9 protein-coding genes are annotated in these 17,531 nt (G+C 47.5%); 7 read left to right on the top strand and 2 right to left on the bottom strand.

The genetic code is table 11. The features are described 5' to 3' along the window. Positions 1-12: 12 nt before the first annotated feature. The 7 genes from brxC (at position 13) to IPN95_23815 (ending at position 9,211) form a co-directional block, all read left to right on the top strand. Complete coding sequence (gene brxC / locus IPN95_23785) at positions 13-3,444, top strand: BREX system P-loop protein BrxC (GenBank protein ID MBK9452387.1); 3,432 nt, start codon at positions 13-15, stop codon at positions 3,442-3,444. 286 nt (positions 3,445-3,730) lie between these two features. Next, positions 3,731-6,415, top strand: a complete 2,685-nt coding sequence (locus tag IPN95_23790) for an SBBP repeat-containing protein (protein MBK9452388.1) — start codon at positions 3,731-3,733, stop codon at positions 6,413-6,415. Positions 6,416-6,599: 184 nt separating this feature from the next. Beyond that, positions 6,600-7,118 (top strand): hypothetical protein, encoded by a 519-nt coding sequence (locus IPN95_23795; protein MBK9452389.1) that lies wholly within the window; start codon positions 6,600-6,602, stop codon positions 7,116-7,118. Between the two features lie 53 nt (positions 7,119-7,171). Continuing rightward, positions 7,172-7,558: a hypothetical protein gene (locus tag IPN95_23800; protein ID MBK9452390.1), complete on the top strand. Its 387-nt coding sequence runs from the start codon at positions 7,172-7,174 to the stop codon at positions 7,556-7,558. A gap of 32 nt (positions 7,559-7,590) precedes the next feature. Further along, on the top strand, positions 7,591-8,061 hold the full coding sequence (locus IPN95_23805; GenBank protein ID MBK9452391.1) for a hypothetical protein: 471 nt from the start codon (positions 7,591-7,593) through the stop codon (positions 8,059-8,061). A gap of 320 nt (positions 8,062-8,381) precedes the next feature. Next, on the top strand, positions 8,382-8,687 hold the full coding sequence (locus tag IPN95_23810) for a hypothetical protein (protein ID MBK9452392.1): 306 nt from the start codon (positions 8,382-8,384) through the stop codon (positions 8,685-8,687). 287 nt (positions 8,688-8,974) lie between these two features. Then, the gene (locus IPN95_23815; protein MBK9452393.1) at positions 8,975-9,211 is read left to right on the top strand and encodes a hypothetical protein; all 237 of its coding nucleotides are present in this window, start codon (positions 8,975-8,977) and stop codon (positions 9,209-9,211) included. Positions 9,212-10,437: 1,226 nt separating this feature from the next. Here the strand turns inward: IPN95_23815 and IPN95_23820 are convergent. Both IPN95_23820 and IPN95_23825 read right to left on the bottom strand, forming a co-directional pair. Next, complete coding sequence (locus IPN95_23820; GenBank protein MBK9452394.1) at positions 10,438-11,700, bottom strand: T9SS type A sorting domain-containing protein; 1,263 nt, start codon at positions 11,698-11,700, stop codon at positions 10,438-10,440. Between the two features lie 63 nt (positions 11,701-11,763). Continuing rightward, positions 11,764-17,529: a hypothetical protein gene (locus IPN95_23825; GenBank protein ID MBK9452395.1), complete on the bottom strand. Its 5,766-nt coding sequence runs from the start codon at positions 17,527-17,529 to the stop codon at positions 11,764-11,766. Positions 17,530-17,531: the final 2 nt, after the last annotated feature.

Below are 17,531 nucleotides of genomic sequence, written 5' to 3' on the forward strand. Positions count from 1 at the left end.
ATGAATTGAATCGTGAACAACAGAGAACTATTCACACTCGATCCTCAAGACAAAAACCTTCTCAATGACGGCGTTGTCGAAATCAATACCACGCGTGACACGCAAGGGCTGAAAGTGATTCACCATGAGATCAAGACTTTTGTTTGCGAGGGCGAATATCAACGTGGCATTTTCCGCATCCTCGATACCTACCTGAAGCACATCGATCAGCCCAAGCAACCAGCTGTTTGGGTGAGTGGCTTCTTTGGTAGCGGTAAATCTCATTTGGTAAAAATGTTGGGCTACCTATGGGAAGATTTTAAATTTCCCAACGGGGATACTGCACGCGCCATCAAGCCACTTCCAAGCGACGTCGGAGATTTGTTGGTAGAGCTCGGGCGCAAGGAGAAGTTGCACGGGACACTGTCGATTTCGGGAACACTCAAGGATTTTCCCACGGCCGACTGCCGGTATTCGTTTCTGCAATTGCTATTGACAGCCTTGGGACTTCCCACGCAGTATCACCACTTCAAATTCGTTCACTGGGCGATGAAGGAGGGAATCTACGACGATCTCAAGGCGATTGTCGAAAGTAAGGGCAAAGACTTCAAGTCCGAATATGAAAACTTGTTTGTCTCCTCGACGATCGCACAGGCAGTCCTGGAACTACGGCCGGAGTTTGCGGAAAATGAAGCCAAGGTTCGGGAGAATTTCAAGGCAAATTTTAAGCGTGTAGAGGGCGTGAATCGTGATCAGATGATCGCAACCATTCGCGACGAAGTGTTGCCCCTCAAATTTGGCAATAAGATCCCGTGTACAATCATCGTTTTGGACGAATTACAGCAATTCATCGGGCAAGACAGCAACAAGACGATCGATATTCAAAACCTCGCCCAAGACATTTGCAGCAATTTTGACGGCAAATTTCTCCTGGTGGCCACAGGTCAAAGCGCATTGTCAGATACGCCGCAGCTCCAACCTTTGCAGGATCGCTTTTCCGTAAAGGTATCCCTGTCAGACACTGATGTCGAGACGGTCACGCGCAAAACAGTCTTGGAGAAGAAGCCATCTGTCATTGCAGAGCTCACAAAGCGGCTTGACAGTACAGTTGGTGAGATTTCCAGAAATCTTTCGGGGACGGAATTTGGATACCTCACGGCCGATCGCGTGAATTTGGTCGCCGATTATCCGATTTTGCCAAGCACGCGCAAGTTTTGGAAACGCATCCTGTTGGTGATCGACAAGGCTGGGACGCTGGGGCAATTGCGTAGCCAATTGCGGATTGTGGACGAAAGTTTGAAACGCGTGGCCACGCTTGAAGTTGGTAAGATAATCCCAGCCGACTTTGTATTTGAACAGAAACAGCCTCAACTTCTCCAGAACGCACTTCTTTTGAATGATACCAACAACCTTATTCTCGAAAGAAAGGCCAAAGGCGGCGATCATTTGTTGGAAGGCAGGATTTTGAGTGCTGTTTTTCTCATTGATCAATTGCCCAAAGACATGCCGGGCGGCAGGATCAAATCCAATGAAACCACCATCGCCGACCTTCTCTTGGATGATTTGAATACGCCTTCAGATCCGTTTCGAACCAAGGTAAAGGACCTTGTAAGAAAATTGGTTGACGAACAGGTGCTCATGCCGATCGATGACGAATTTAAGCTTCAAACCAAGGTCGGAAGCGAATGGGAGCAGGAGTTCAGAATCCAGATTAACAAACTTACCAATGCAGGCGAAGACCAAATTGCTCAGCTTCGCAGAGAGAAGATCTTTGGCTATTTCAAAGAAAAAACTAAAGGAATCAACATTCTTCATGGGACCTCTCGGCTGAGGCGAGATTTTGAAGTATGGACAGCCGCAGAAAAGCCAAGCACAGACAACAAGCTCAATCTTTGGGTACGCGATGGTTGGTATGAGCAAGAAAGCACCGTGATGAACGAATTGCGAAGTGCAGGTGCTGATACGCCGCTCGCCTACGCCTATGTTCACAAAAAGCGTGACACAGAGCTCCGAGAGGCCATTATCAAGTTTTTGGCTGCTTCTTCCACGCTGCATACAAAGGGATTGGCGTCTTCTTTGGAGGCCGAGCAGGCACAGAAGAGCATGGAAACCCGCAAAGGTTTGGCCTTGCTCGCAATCAACGAATTGGTAGAAAAGATCGCTGCTGACGCCAGCATCTTTCTCGCAGGTGGCAACAAGGTCGACAGTGGCAATCTCCTTGACAATGCCAAGTCAGCCCTGGATAGTTTGGCAGATCGGCAATTTCCGGACTTCAGAGCAAAGGCTGATTTTGCAGACTGGGACAAGGCCTTGAACAAAGCCCTTGCCGGAGACCCCGATCCTTTGAAGCGCATCGGCTACGACAAAGACGGAAAAGACCACCCGATGGCAATCGAAATCTTGCGATTCATCGGAAACAAAAAGCTTACCGGGAGGGACATCCGGGCAAATTTCATGCGCTCCCCTTACGGTTGGAGTCAGGACGCGATCGATACGCTTTTGCTTGTCTTGACCCATCTCGAAAACTTATCCACCAAGGAGACTGGCTTAAACCAAACCAAGATTGGCAAGGCAGAATTCGAGAAGGAGGTGCATACCCTTACCGCCCTTCACAAGATTGAGATCAAGAAGCTCTATTTGGACGCGGGAATCAATTGCAAACCCAATGAGGAGTTCCTGCAATCGCTCAATTTCCTCAATTTGCTCAAGAATCTAGCTGCCAAAGTATCTGGATCTGCACCTTTGCCAAAGCAGATTCCGACGGCATTTTTGCAGGATATCCAAAACCTTGATGGCAATGCGCGGCTGCTTTCCATTTACGAGCAGGCAGCCGATCTCAAAGCAAAGTTGGTCGAATGGCGGGTTTTGGCTGAAAAGGCGGATCAACGACAGCCGTCATGGGAATTACTGAGCCATCTTAAATCTTTCCTGAACTTTGGCGCGGAGTCTGAAGCATTAACAGCACAAGTAGATGCCATTGAAGACGATCGACTTTTGCTGCACGAGCCGGATTTGGTCGCACCGTTGTTGCAGAAAGTATCTGATTTTCTCTGGGCCGAATTGAATGCCCGGAAGTCGGCATACAATTCAGTATGGCAATCTCAGATGGCTGATTTGCAAACGAACGCTTATTTCGAGAAGTTGACACCTGAGGAAAAGCATCTGTTGCTCGTGCGTCACAACATCCTGCATGGGGCGGATGTGAAAAAGCTCGACAGTGCGGCCCTTCTCAATTCGCTGCGGCATACATCGTTGGATGCGTGGAACACAAAACTGAGTGCGCTGCCAAGTCAATTTCAGGCTGCCTTGGCAGAGGCCGTTAAAATGGCTGAGCCCAAAGCCCAAACCTATGCTTTGCCCCGCAGAACCATCAGCACCCAAGCAGATTTGGAGGCTTACCTTAAGGACCTGAGAGCAGATTTGGAGGAGAAGCTGGCCGAGGGGAATTCTGTGATTCTGCAGTAAATCGGGAGACGTGGCATTCTTGCGATGGAGGCGCTTGCTACGGCATAGGTAGGCGTTCCTAGCTTCCTGAGCAATACTATTGGTTACCAAGAGAGAAGTTGACGAGGAAATCGACGCGGCAACAGTGCAATTGGGGGAAACTAATTTGGAATGCTCGGGGAAGTTTCTAATATTTACTCCTGTAAACAAAATCTACAAATGCATGATTCCAAGAAACATCAACCTCATATCCTACCTTAGGGTACTGTTATTGATTTGGTGCTTAACGGCCGCCACCTTCAGTGAAATGGCAGCGGCTACCGGCGATAGAAACCCAGTTGGTTTGGGAAATTTCACCGACGTTGACAATGGTGCAACGATGACTGCTGGGGATGGACATCCACAATTTCGGGAAAACAAAGGGCAAGTGAGTGACCAGTTTGGAAATCCGAGATCGGATGTACTCTTTAGTGGAGAGGATGCGGGGTTGATCTATCATCTCAGACGGGACGGTGTATCCTATCAAATACAGAAGGTGAACAGCAAGCTGCAAGGCGATGAGGGTTTATCTGGCTTGGAACGATTCCCTTTTGGCCCATCATTGTCCCTTTTGGAAGGAAAGGTTGTGGATTCAGATAGTATCACGTGTTACAGAGTGGATCTTCGGTGGTTAGGAGCAAATCAGGGCGAGGTACAGAAGGTGGACGAAGTAGATGGCTTCGAAAATTACTACCTGCCTGTTTGTCCTGATGGTGTCCTAGGCGTAAAGTCGTACCATGAGGTGACTTACATGGGCATTTATCCAGGAATTGACTTACGATGGCATGCAAAGGACGGACATTTGAAATATGATTTTGTTGTTGGCGCTGGAGCGGACCATCGGTTGATTCAAATCGAAATTAAAGGTGCGACCGGTATTAGGATCAATGAGCTCGGGTCGCTTGTGATAGAGACTCCCTTGGGAGAGTTGATAGAGGATGCACCCATTGTCGTGCAAGGAATGCGGCAATTGGAAGCGAGATGGGTCGTGGATGCCGATCATGCATGGTTTGATATTTCCGGATTGGAGCCGGGGCAACCATTTATCATAGATCCCTCTATTCGGCTTTGGGGAACATACTATGGTGGTCCTGGCAGTAGTGAATTTGCGATGAATTGTGATACTGATCCATCTGGCAATGTGTTCATGGCAGGCCCAACCACGTCGTCGGTCAATATTGCCACCTCTGGCAGCTTTGAAACGGTATATACCGGTGGCATCAACCAGCATGCCTACTTGGTTAAGTTCAACAGTTCCGGTACGCGGCAATGGGGAACCTATTATAACAATGTCAATGGTGGCAGATGCGTAGCAGATGCCTTGGGAAACGTGTTTCTATGTGGCACCAATACTGGCATCTTCCCGGTAGGCACCCCCGGCAGCTACCAAATGTTCAATGCAGGTGGGTTCGATGGCATTCTCGCGAAATTTGACGCCAATGGTGCTCGTCAATGGATGACTTATTACGGGGGGCCAGGCGTTGATCTCGGACTCCATTGCGATGTGGACCAAATGGGCAACCTTTACCTGGTAGGTCGCACGATGTCCACTACAGGCATTGCAACCCCTGGGTGCCATCAACCCTCCTATGCTGGTGGTGGGGCATTTGACTTGTTCATGGTCAAATTCAACAGTGCGGGTTGGCCCCTCTGGGCAACCTATTATGGAGGGCCTGCAGACGAAGGTTGGCCTTATACCACAACCGACCCGATGGGTAATATTTACCTATGTGCTAGCACACAATCCAGTTCTGACATTGCTACGCCCGGCAGTTTCCAACCTGCGATCGGAGGAGGTTTCGATGGTTTTTTGGCAAAGTTTGACGGTGCTGGAACACGGCAATGGGCTACATACTTTGGTGGTTCAGGCCTTGATGGCTTCGGTTCTTGTTCACTCTTTGGCGGTCAAGATTTGTTCGTTAGCGGACATAGCAGTTCGACGATAGGCATTGCTACTGCAGGTAGTTTTCAACCCACCTATGTCGGCGGGTTCAACGATGGCTTTCTTGCAAAATTCAACACCAATGGGAATCGTCAGTGGGCGACCTACGTTGGTGGTCCATCCAATGAAAGTGGCGTTTATTGCACCACAAATCCCGCTGGAGAGATCTTCGTTGCAGGCCTCACCAACTCTACAACCAACATCGCCACTTCAGGGGCATATTCAGCACTGTATACTCCAGCCGCGTACGATTGCTTCTTGGCTAAATTTTCATATTCTGGCATGAAGACATGTGCCACCTATTATGGAGGGCCTGGAAACGAGATTGTTCATTCTATTGAGATGGATCCCGCGGGGAATGTATATTTTACTGGCAGCACCACCTCCAACTCGGGAGTCAGTACAGTCGGCAGCTGCCAAACTGCGTATGGAGGAGGAAGCTCTGATGCATTTTTGGTAAAGTTTGCTGGAAATTGTCCCATTGTTTTACCCGAAGGCGAGATCGGCCCGTTAGATTATCCTTTCGAAGTGTGCGTGGGAGACTGCCCGGTCTTAAGGGCCAAGATTTCAGCCGGGAATCCAGCCATGTTGGTATCTTTTGACGATTTGAATCTCTCCTTGGCTGGCAAACGCGTTGGGGAAGAAATGATCGTCGATGATCTTTGTTTTCGGCAAGCCGGAAGCATGCACGGGAAAGTGATGGTCGACGGGCAAACGGTAGCCTTGATCCAAATCCAGGTCAATGAATGCGAAAAAAAGGCTTCCATTAAGACAAGCCCAAACCCCTATTCCGAGACATTCACGTTGACGATCGATAGCTGGGAGGATGGGCCATTGCACGTGGCGATGCACGATTTGATGGGCCGGAAAGTATTGCAAATTGTTGAGACCAATCTCCGAGCAAATGAATCTTATACCTTAGAGGTTACCCCTATGCTGCCGCATGGGATTTACCTCATGAAGGTAGCGATCGGCGCGAATGTACAAACTGTTAAAATTTTGCAGCAGTGATTGCACGTAGGTGGGACTCCTGCCTAGAATGAACATGATGCCATGGCCTGAAAAGCTCATGGTGATGGTGAAATCCCATTAAGGCTACAAAATTTGGAATTTGACGCTGACAAGTCGAAATTCGTCCCCAAAGGCAGCCCACTTGTGCCCGCGATGAACGCTTTGTTTTCGTAAAATTACCCGTATGAAAAGAATAATCCTTTTGGGTGCAGTGCTGCTGAACATGGCAATCAGCTTTGCCCAAGCACCCGCCAATTATCCCAACAAGGCCATTTGCACCGAAACGACCACTGGCGAGGAGGGCGAGCAACGAATTACCAAAACCTGCTTGTGGGGGGATTTCAAAACCGTAGCAATAGGAGATGAAGACTACCGCGGGCAAGTCGAATGGGACTATGCCTTATTTCGCAAGCAAAACGGGAAATATTCCAAGATCAGCAATGCTGAATTGTTTGCGAACAACCGAACGGAAGTCCTTGCAATTTTCAATGAGAAGATCGCCCAAGACTATCGATCAATTTCTAGCGATCCAGAAATGAAGGATTGCTTTGAAGGTAATCCGACCACGGCTCCCCATTTCTCCTTTGAGGACATGGGCCTGGAGTTTGATGGGGAGGATGCCAGTTTTCATGTCAGATTTGGACTCAGCGTGGCCTGTCGCGCAGCTGATGGGACCACGCTCACACTTCCACTCGAGGACTGAAGCCGTTCGTCCTTCCACAGGGCAAAGTCGTGACACCCTCAAAACCATCGCCATTGGCAAACCAAAAGGCTGTCATGCTCGGCAAATGGACAGGAAATCTGGGCGATAAACAGCTTACCGTTGTCATTGAAAAGATTGAAGGCAATGTATTGACGGGATACAACATTGTCGGGACGAATCAAAGGCCGCTGAAGGGCACCTTTGTCGATCATCATTGGGGTCAACTTTGCTCCACAGCCTACGAGGCAACCTTAAAAGAGCCCGGAGATGACAAATGGGATGGTGTTTTCACCATCGTTTTTGTGGGCTATGAAGACGACAAGCTCGTCGATGATAGTCCCGTTTGCATCGGCAACCTTCAAGGTTCGGAGGCACACGGTTCTTGGGAAGCCAACAATGGACAGATGCGCAAGATTTGCGAATTGCTGAAGCAAGATTAGAATTGAACTAAAAACTTAAAATGGAAATAAGAATGAAAACCTTGAATCGCTTTTCCTTTCTCATGTTGATGCTGTTTTTCAGCGTAGCCGGCATCGCCCAGAGTGGCACCACCATGGAAGAATTCAATTACGTGACCAAAGGCCTGAAAATTCAGCTGGATTCTGGGCTAGATATGAAGAAGGGGTATGAAATAGTGCCTTTGGATACCCTCATCATGAAGGTTCCGGGATCAAGCTATCAAGAATATCGGGGATGGGAGCTTTCGTGGTTGATGCGCGTCATCGACGACAAAAGGGAAATTGCCGCCTATATCATTCGGTATGGGGTTGTTTATGAGGGGAAAACACCAAAATTCGAATCGCAATATTATTGCATCGCTCGGCCCAATTCGAGCGAGGAAGTGATCAATACTTCACGGTACCACCTGAGCAGCAAGGTTACGGGGACGGATCGATTGCACGGGATTGTTTTTTTGTTGGGGTCTGGGTTGGATTGGGAGTGAGTTCAAAGGCCGATAGAAAACAATGTTGCGAAAAAGCTGCATGCCTATTGCAGAAGATTAGAATTTGGGCGCAAGTCTTGTTGCGGTAACTACGTGCAAGAAAATCGCATGTTGTAGCGAAATAGGCAATTTTTGTTATTTTAAAAAACTACCAGATTGTGAAAATTGCGTAATTGGTCAGGTTTATACACTTCAAGGCAAGTGGGATAAGGAGTATTGAAATTATTCTCTTGCAAAAACGTAGAAATGTTATTATATTTGCAAAGAGGTTGTAAATAAGCAAATTCTATTGGGTTTAAAAATAAATAAATTATTTAGTTATGGAAGAGATTAAAATTGGAAATTGGATCATCAAGGATGATAAGATTTCATGGAATGGAGAACCAGATTTGGAGTATTCTATCGAAAAGGAGAGGCTTGCAGAGTTCAGGCCTGGCACGGATGGAGCATTCTATGATTGGCCGCTTCATCTTGCGCAAAAAACTTGGCTGAATGCAAAGGATATCCAGGATTTCAACAAAGCGTTTAAGCGGGCATTTGAACTATATGGCTTAGTGTTGGATGAAAACATATTTGCTTTGACTCTAGAAGAGCAGAATTCTGAAATCTTGAATGGGGCTAATTAAGGTAGATTATCAAACAATTAATTATTTCCCGAAAATTTACAATTAGTGGAAAGATGAAGATGGAGGGAGTGTTGGTTGTGGACTTTGTGGCAGCGACGATAGGAAGACCGATGACGGGCGACAGTTGATGTTCCGATCATTTGATTTAGCGATAAGGCACCATAAGGTAAAGTTCTGAGCAATGAACGCTTCGCCTGAATAATAGTTTGTGCAGGAAGATTGCATTCACTATTTTTGTTGTCCCAGAATCGTGGCTGGGTTTGCAATTTATTTGAGATTGGAACTTTATGAATACGATGCCCAACTATCCTTTTCCTGCTCTTGCGCGTGATCCTCGGCAATGCGTACTCTCAGTATTCAATCAAAACCCAGTGAAGCCAACTGAAGTCGAACCGTGGATGACTCCCGATGAGATCGCCGAAATCATTTCTGAAAAGCTCATGGTGATCGTCAGGGCCCAATTTGAGGCTACTCGAATTGAATTTGAAAAAGAGCAGGCTGCGAAGGCTGAGCAAGAAGTCTAAGCTCCATGAAGCCAATGGCCCACGTCTCGGTTCCAACATTCGTGTACCATGGAACCGTCGCGTGGGCCTCGCTTTTTGCCTCAATGTATTCCATTCCCCCATTAGCTTCCCTGAAATCCGTTTCTCAATTTTCCATTCTCCATTCTCAACTATGCGTACATCTCGGGATTATATGCTAAAGCACCTGAAATACAGTGGTTTGAAAGAACTTCTGGGATGGGCCGAATACCCTCTTCTTAAACCAGCCCCAAACATTTGTGGGGTTTGGCTTGGTCAAGTAAGGGAATTCCCAGCTTCCAAGCAAGCACCTTGGATTGAGCTGTTCCAACTCCTGTCCCCGAAATGGGCAAAAAGGTTGTTGTTCGACCAGACTCGGAACAGTCCATGAGGACTCAGATGTTGGCCCCGAATGAAGGGTGAGCTTCATGGAATCCTTCCATCGCAGATGGAAGCAGCATTCGACTTATCATTCGACATAGTTGCCAACATTCCCGAAGATCGGCCTTTGCCATTCGGAGCTATCATCTTGGTTCAAATGCCCCGCCAATGCTGCGCAGATTTTGGTGACTTCGGCAAACACTGTGGAATGTGGGCTTGGGTAGAGCGATGGCTTTGTATTTACCCAGGACGAGATCGATGCCAAGCCCATTACCGATGTGATTAACAATCCTTCAAGTCCGTATGGTGGGAGAAAGGGCGGAAACGGCAAGCGTGAGACGATAAGGTAGCCGAAGTAAGACGTTGAAGGCAAATATGCAAGGGGAAATCTGGAAACAGGTTTCCCTTTTTTCATTGGGCAATGGGCTGATTCTTGAATTGTCGGGAATCGATGTAATCCATATTCGTTTTGCCACGATGCACAGAATAACCAATAACGATTTGTTAGGAATCATCGTGTTCCCTTTGTGTTCCTGATGAGTTTTGTCGTGTTTCATAACGAACTATTAGAAATTGATGAAATTGGATGCCATTTTGCAAGTTGCTCAACGACTCAATGGTAACAGCAGTAAACTCTGTTTGCAGATTTTTTACGCAACATTTGAACACTAACGATTGTTAGCCTTTTGCTCGAAATCAAACGTTAACAATTCTGTCAGCGACAGCCCCAAGGTGAAGACACGAGCCATTGACAAAACAAATCCTATCCAGCCATTGTGACTGAACCTGATATTTTATGCTTTTGAGGCGATTGGTTATAGATCGACTACGCTTTTGTCTTCACCGATCTAAAGATTCTCCACAACCAGCTTCCCAGTATGCAACAAAGAGCCACCAGCCGAAACAATGCGGTAACAATACAAGCCAGAGGGTAGTCCAGACACCATCCATTTCCCGGTTGAATATGAAATGTCACAAGCTACCTTCCTCCCAGCCAAATCCAAAACCTCCAGTTTCGACGCGCTGCTTGCCTTTGACCGCTCGCCACCCTCTATCGCAACCGTACCCCTCGATGGATTAGGATACACCTGCACAGAATTGTCAACCAAACTATGTGCCTCAATCCCCACAAGATTCCCAGACACCCGATTGATGCTGCGCCAGATATCTGAGGATGGACTCGCAAATAGGTATCCTCCCTTGCTCATGACAATTTGATTTTGAAACAGTTGGGTAGGATATGTGATTCCAGTGCCAGTTGTCGCCCATGTTGTTCCGCCATCCGCAGAGTAATGGATTCCATTCATCGCATTTACTGTCGTATAAAGGGTGTCTCCGGGAGCCTTATAGAGCGCATTTCCTCCATTGGACATCGCTGGGAGACCCACTGTCTGAATCGGAGTCCAATTCACACCATGATCCGTGGACCTGATGAGGGTATCGCTGCCTCGGGCCACCATGTCTCCGTTTTGCAGTATGGCAAAAAAACCAATGGGATACGTATTTGAAGAAGAAAGATCCACCCAAGTCGCTCCATTGTCCGTGGACTTGTACATCGTCGAACCAGTCGAAAAGTAGGCTTCCGTTTGTGACACAGCGGTTGCGCCAGATGGATAACCAGTATAGCTTTGCACAAACGACCAATTCAAACCCAAGTCAGTGCTACGATAAAGCTTGTAAATCGAATTGTTGGGCCATATCACTGCGAGCCCGACTCCATTTGCGAGGGGATAGACAAACACCACATTGGTATCCGCTCCCAGGCCATTGTTGCGTTGCTGCCAACTGGTGCCATCATCGGTGGTCACATAAACGCCACGACCGTTATAGTTGAAATTGTGATTGCAAAGCAGCACATCATTCCCAAAGGCAGAGATTTCATTGGTTGCATTAGAGGGATAGCCAGTCAACTGCGTCCAGCTAGACTGGGCACCATTTGCCATCGACATTTCCACATTCACATTATTTCTCACCGAGTAGATGTATCCATTGTCTGTCGCTGCAAACTTTTGTGGATAGCCAAAGGAGTTTTCACGCTCCCAAAAAGCCTGCCCAAAGGCATTGCCTACCAGAACGAGGCAAAGGAAAGTAAGGGAGAAAAGTGTTTTCATAACTATTGAGATAAATGATTGAAATCTATGAAAATGAGTGAGTGAAATCTGGCACAAGGACTGCTAAATCGTCAACTCCTTTTTTACAAGATTCAAGAGTCCAGCACTGTTTTCTACATCGACTCGGAAGCGATGGTAAATCGTTTCAAAATCTGTATTTTGCTTGAAGAGGGAACTTGTTGCAAGCGTGGTGCCAGACAAGGGAGTTGTCATGGATGGTGCATTCAAATGTATGCTTGGATCAACCGAAAAAATCTTTATCCAGTTGCCCTGCGCATTCAGCGTGTAAAGGTAATAAGTACCATTGTGAGCCGTCTTATTCCATGTGAAAACTACGTTTGGCAATTCGAGCGGTGAACCAACAGGCGAATCATAAGTGATCACCAATTGGGGAGGTTGCGGATTGAGGTTGTCAATGATATTGGTCATCGCCAAATTCGAGGGTTCCGAGGGCACATATTCTGTATTGCCCCGCTCATTCTTGATTTCCCGTAGGGCCACTATACGATAATAGAGCGGCTCACCAAAAGGAACATATCCAAGGTCATCAAAATCGTCCAACACAGTATCACTTACATCCACTGTTTTCGCAAGATGCATCGTGCGTACCGAAAGTGCGTCTGTGGGGTCGAATGTGCGATAAATGTCCAATTTCTGAATATATTCACTGGCCACTATTTCATTGAGTAGAAATCGTATCGCTGGCTTTGTTCCAATTGCTTCGTTACGCAATACAGTTTCAATCTTTTTGATTTTGGGAGGTTTTGCTGCGCCACTGTTTACCAATTGGATTGGACCCGCTACAGGGCTACGATCACTTACCTTCAATGTATTCGACAACTCGGCTGCAAAATAGAAGTAGAAGTTTTGGGCTTCTCCATCCAGCGTGAAATCCGTAAAACGTACAAGTCGAGTATTGCTGGGATTGCCATAACCCACATCATTGCTTTGCAGAATGTTGCCAACCGTATCCTTTTCATAACGGAAGGCCATCGGCCACGGATCATTGTCGGGAAAAGCTAGCAGATCGCTATTGCTGTCTCGCAACAATGGGGCGCGACCAGAAGTTGCAAAGGTATATGCTTGCAATTGTGAAAAGAGCACGGGAATCTCAGTAAGCGGGAGAAACGCCCCGTCGATTGCATCCTTCACAATATCCACCATATTAAGGGTCACGTTGGCATCCACGATTGTATCGAAGTAGGTAAACGTACCATTCAGGTTCAATAGTGGCATCAAGAATGGCTTTTCCTGCACCGAAGGGTCTGGATGCGGAATCAAATATTTTGGATTATCGGGCATCTTGAACCGCCAACCACCTGACACATATTCCTTGAAATTGTAGGAACCATCAATGCTCAAATTCACCAAGTCGCTCCAACGATCTTGGAAAAAGAGCGCATCGGGCGAATCAAGGGATGCAAGCTCCTGCAGGATAAGCGCAACAGTTTCTGGCTTATAAAGTGTGTCCAGAATTTTCCGCTCATTCGCCCTATAAAAGATCAACGAAAAAGGATTGTCCACCTGCACATCAAACGTATAAGTCGCCTTCCCATAGAAATTAGGTCGCGTCGCAAACAACGGACCCATGGGCACACCTGGAGGCACAGGCTCCCGCAATTCACGTGCAAGCACCACCGAGGGAGTTGCCATCGCAGAAACATACCCAGCCAAAGTAGTGTCCTTTGATCGAGCAGACATATAGGTTTCCTTTGAACCAGCATTCAATGCTGGCATGATACTCGCTTCTTCAAAATTGTTGCCTCCAGTAATGTCTTGGTAAAAATACACGCGGTAAGAAGGATGGAAATTCACATCGATTCCCGGATAAGCACCTGCCACGTTGGGGACGATGGGATCGGTCAGATAATCAGGGTCACACGCCACAAGTTTGAGCGAAGCCCCAGAATCGTCAATACTCACGACCTTGAGTAGCTTTTTCTCAGTGAGTCCCCAGGACGATACCCGCACGGAACCGACATAAAATTCCGTGTCTGGATCGGTCAAGCTAGGCAGATGAATACCAGAATCGTAAGTGATCCAATAATAGCCTGTTATCGTGTTCAGTGGCAAATTAGTGTCTGGATCATAAATATGCTCGATTGTGGCGGGGCCATACATGCCTCCATACGTAACCATTTTCGTCGTACCATCGGCATAGCTGACATTCTCGGTATGCACAGGAAGAAATGGAACAATGTCCAGCTCCTTCACCAACTGCGAATCCCATGAAGATGCCTCGTTGAGGTTTTCCACTACGAAAAAAATCTCACCTTCCAGGGGGCTTTCATAATATTCAATTGTAGAAAAGACATTGTCTCCGTCAGGATCGATGGATTCCGTCACTTTGATTTGTGCAAGCACAAACGTCGGGTCGTCGCCTGACACCGTGGATACGATATTGGAGATCACAAACGACTTTCCATTCGCAACAAAAGTACCACCGATAAATCGCGCAACATCTGCTGGAAGAATATTAGGCTTGACGGTCAAGGGCGGCGACATGCTTGCAATCACGTACGGTTTGGTTTGTACTTCCACCGTATGCATTGTGGTATTCACGGTGATTGTGCCAGAACCAGATCGAATCTCGCCCCTGACAACCAACGGCGGATTTTCCCGAAAGAAAAATTCAATCTTGTCGGCTACTTGGTATTCGGCATTGTGGATGTGGTTCCAATCAAAGGTAGCACGCACCAAAGTCTTGTCTGTTCCGACAATTGCTCCCAATCGGGCCTGCTCCGCAGCAGTCGTAAATATCCTTGGCAATTCTGGCTGAATCAGTTGCACGGCAAAATTCAACGGTGGCAGCAGCGAATTCAGCTTAGTGAATTGCGTATAGTCCGTGACAATCTCGGCACTGGGCAATGAAGGACGAGAAAACCAATTGATGCTGTACAGGGCATAGTGGTGGATGCCTTCGTTGCGTTCCAGGTGCGTGAAGACTGGATTGGTGCCAGTCTCAAAAATGACGGTTGTCTCTGCCAGACCACCAGCGTCGGTGTAACTGGGATCGTTCAAAATTTCTGGTCTCACATAGTTTCCCGGCCCGGCAATATCGTCCCTGTATTCCACGCCATAAGTCACTGGTATGCTCTCGGGGTACAAGTTGAAAAGATCAGACGTCGCGAAAAAAGATTCAAAGGGCTGCTCATGCCTGAATTTTTGACGGTGAAGATTGATGAAGCGTATATTGTCATAAGGCACATAGCCATTGGGATCGGTGATGGCGCTCGGTGTGCCACTCAATACATCCATCTCAAGGCCATAAGTTGGCGGGTTGTCGAGCGTCGGGACAGCGGGCAATTTATTGTCCAATATGCTTACAGGAGGAGCCATGTAATAGTGCCTCACGAAGGCAGGCGGATCGCCGTCCTTCAAGGCAGCCTCGGTCACATACTCCATCAAATAGACATACATGTCCGAGGTTTGGGCACCCAAGCGACCATGCACATACCCCATACCAAGCATTCGAGCAGCATGGTAATCCAACGCAACCAAATGCAACAGATCCAAGTAGCTCACCTCAAGCGTCGAGCTGTTTGCCAATGGCAAGGGGTCTGTGTTTTGAAGTGTTTTTACAGCTTGAAGGTCTGTTTGGCTCAACGTGAGGTATTCGACCACGGCTGTTTGCAAGCCGTTGTTTGGGAGGGACCACTTGGCATGATAGTTTTGCGCCTTGACCTTAAATTCACCAGATGGCGAAACTTGATTGTATTTGGGCCATTTGTTGTCGATCTGCCAATTGGTGGTGTCCTCCAATTGCTTGAATACATGCGCATTCTGATCAGATTGGCCGTCATCAAGACAAAACTTTCCAAGTTCCGACCATGTGCAATCGTAATTGGCCCCTGCGATGTAGTCTTGATAAGTCTCAAATTCAATGTACTTTGGGAAGGCACCAGAATAAGTGAACCTCAAATATTCGATGTTCTCGGCTTCAACGGCATCCATGGGTGTGGCCATGATCCACTTGCCCCTGCTTGCTATTGTCCTCGAATTGGGATCGGTATCGTCTGGCATCGAAATCGCTTCGTGTTTGATCGAGACACCCCCACCTGTGAAGGCCAAAAGCGGTTTAATCTTGAAAGAAGGCTTGCCGACGGCACCCACTTCCAAAATGCCTGCATAATCTTTGATGAAGCCCGCTGGATTCGTGTTCGGATTATGGTTGATGCGCAATGCGTCATAAAGAGCGACATCGGCAAATCGAATGAACACGTTGGTCGTTTGAGAGGCCAAACTTGCGATGGCCATCAACCCATTGTAACGCCATTCCCGCGTCGGTCCTGACTCAATCAACACTGATGGCACCGTAGTAAGGTTCGCTTTTACTGGGTAACGATTCAAATAGGGAGACTTGTAGATTTTTACAAAATCATCCGCACGATTGAACCCAATTGAGGTTGGATAGGCGGCACTTCCACCCCCAGCGAGGTTCCCTTTTGGAAGGTGGCTGTCTCCAAGGAGTTTCCTGAAATCCCAACGCAAATGATAGCCACGTACACTCCCGTCAGATGCATCCGAGCCAGAGGACTGCAGGTACACGTGTGGCGATTGAAACAGTGCATTCGGATCATAATTCAGCAGGCCGCACATGCAGTCCTTGATGACCGCAGGGGACTCCACCAGTGTGCTGAAATTTGACGTAATCGCAATGGTCGTGAATGGGGGCGCAGGAGCGGTGGAGAGCGCAAAGTTTGTAAGTGAAAAACTGAGGTTTGTGACTGCGGGTTGCGGCACCTGCTGCGTCATGCAGGTAACAAGATCCTCATTGGTTCTTGCAAAAAGCCCTTGCCATTCCATGACGTTGGGGACATTGAATCCCGCGAATACAAATTCATTGGTTGGCGAAGCTACCCAATCCATGTCGAATGGGCCACCTGCCAACGGAAGGGCAAAATACCGAATCCATTGCACGTCCAATGCCAAGTTCAGCTTCATCACGCAATGCGTCCACGCATGCATTTGCAACACATAATAATTGTTGTTGACAAGCAAAATCTTCTGACTCGGAGGATCCAGGTTCCAGGGAGTCCCATTGATTTTGCGACCCGTCGCAGTGTTGGTATTCAAATTAATTTCCAAGATCGCTGTTCGTTTCACCATTCCTGACTCAACGTAAGGGGCTGCGACGAGGTATTTTTTTGTCCCAGTCGGATAAACGGCCAGCGCTCCAGTAACATAGGGATTCGTAAAGGAAACGGCGGAAATTGCGGACAGCGAATTATCGAGAGTAATGACAACATATTTTTGAGTGAGCGTGGCGTCTAGATAAGTCGCCATGATCACGCAATTGCTTCCCGCCAAGGTAATCGAAGCATGGGTAATCGTGCCGGAGGAGCTGAATATCTGCTTCGAATTGAGCGCAACGCCATTGCCATCCATCACCATTGCAACAAGCCTTCCAATGTCTTTGGTCCATACAGCCATATATTTATCAGAACCAAGATGCACGATTCGAGGCTCTGATAAGCTATTGGAAGGCGGTGTCTCAGGGTACTTGACCGCCCATTTAAGGTCTCCATTCGGAAAAAAGCGCATCATCAACTTTTCCGTGTTGCTCGAGCCAGCGATGGTCTTTATACCACAGGCAACAATTTCACCGTTTGGAGCCAGCGTCGCATCTGCTATATGAAACGTATCACCCGCAAGTGTATGCCTCTTGCTGAATAGAATATTGCCATTGGCATCAATTTTTGCAAACATCAAGCTATCGGAGGACAAGACCTCAGATCCCAGAGCATAATATTCTCCCCCACCAGCTGGAAGGATTTTATTGAACCCAAAGTTTTGGGTGCCGTCATAGTATTTGATGAACTTCGACATGG

Source organism: Bacteroidota bacterium (assembly GCA_016718825.1).
In the GTDB taxonomy this organism is placed as follows: Bacteria; Bacteroidota; Bacteroidia; order J057; family JADKCL01; genus JADKCL01.

Excerpts from the sequence above, each read along its gene's own strand:
- IPN95_23790 (MBK9452388.1), top strand. The coding sequence starts at position 3,731 with ATGGCAGCGGCTACCGGCGATAGAAACCCAGTTGGTTTGGGAAATTTC.
- IPN95_23795 (MBK9452389.1), top strand. The coding sequence starts at position 6,600 with ATGAAAAGAATAATCCTTTTGGGTGCAGTGCTGCTGAACATGGCAATC.
- IPN95_23805 (MBK9452391.1), top strand. The coding sequence starts at position 7,591 with ATGAAAACCTTGAATCGCTTTTCCTTTCTCATGTTGATGCTGTTTTTC.
- IPN95_23810 (MBK9452392.1), top strand. The coding sequence starts at position 8,382 with ATGGAAGAGATTAAAATTGGAAATTGGATCATCAAGGATGATAAGATT.
- IPN95_23815 (MBK9452393.1), top strand. The coding sequence starts at position 8,975 with ATGAATACGATGCCCAACTATCCTTTTCCTGCTCTTGCGCGTGATCCT.
- IPN95_23820 (MBK9452394.1), bottom strand. The coding sequence starts at position 11,700 with ATGAAAACACTTTTCTCCCTTACTTTCCTTTGCCTCGTTCTGGTAGGC.
- IPN95_23825 (MBK9452395.1), bottom strand. The coding sequence starts at position 17,529 with ATGTCGAAGTTCATCAAATACTATGACGGCACCCAAAACTTTGGGTTC.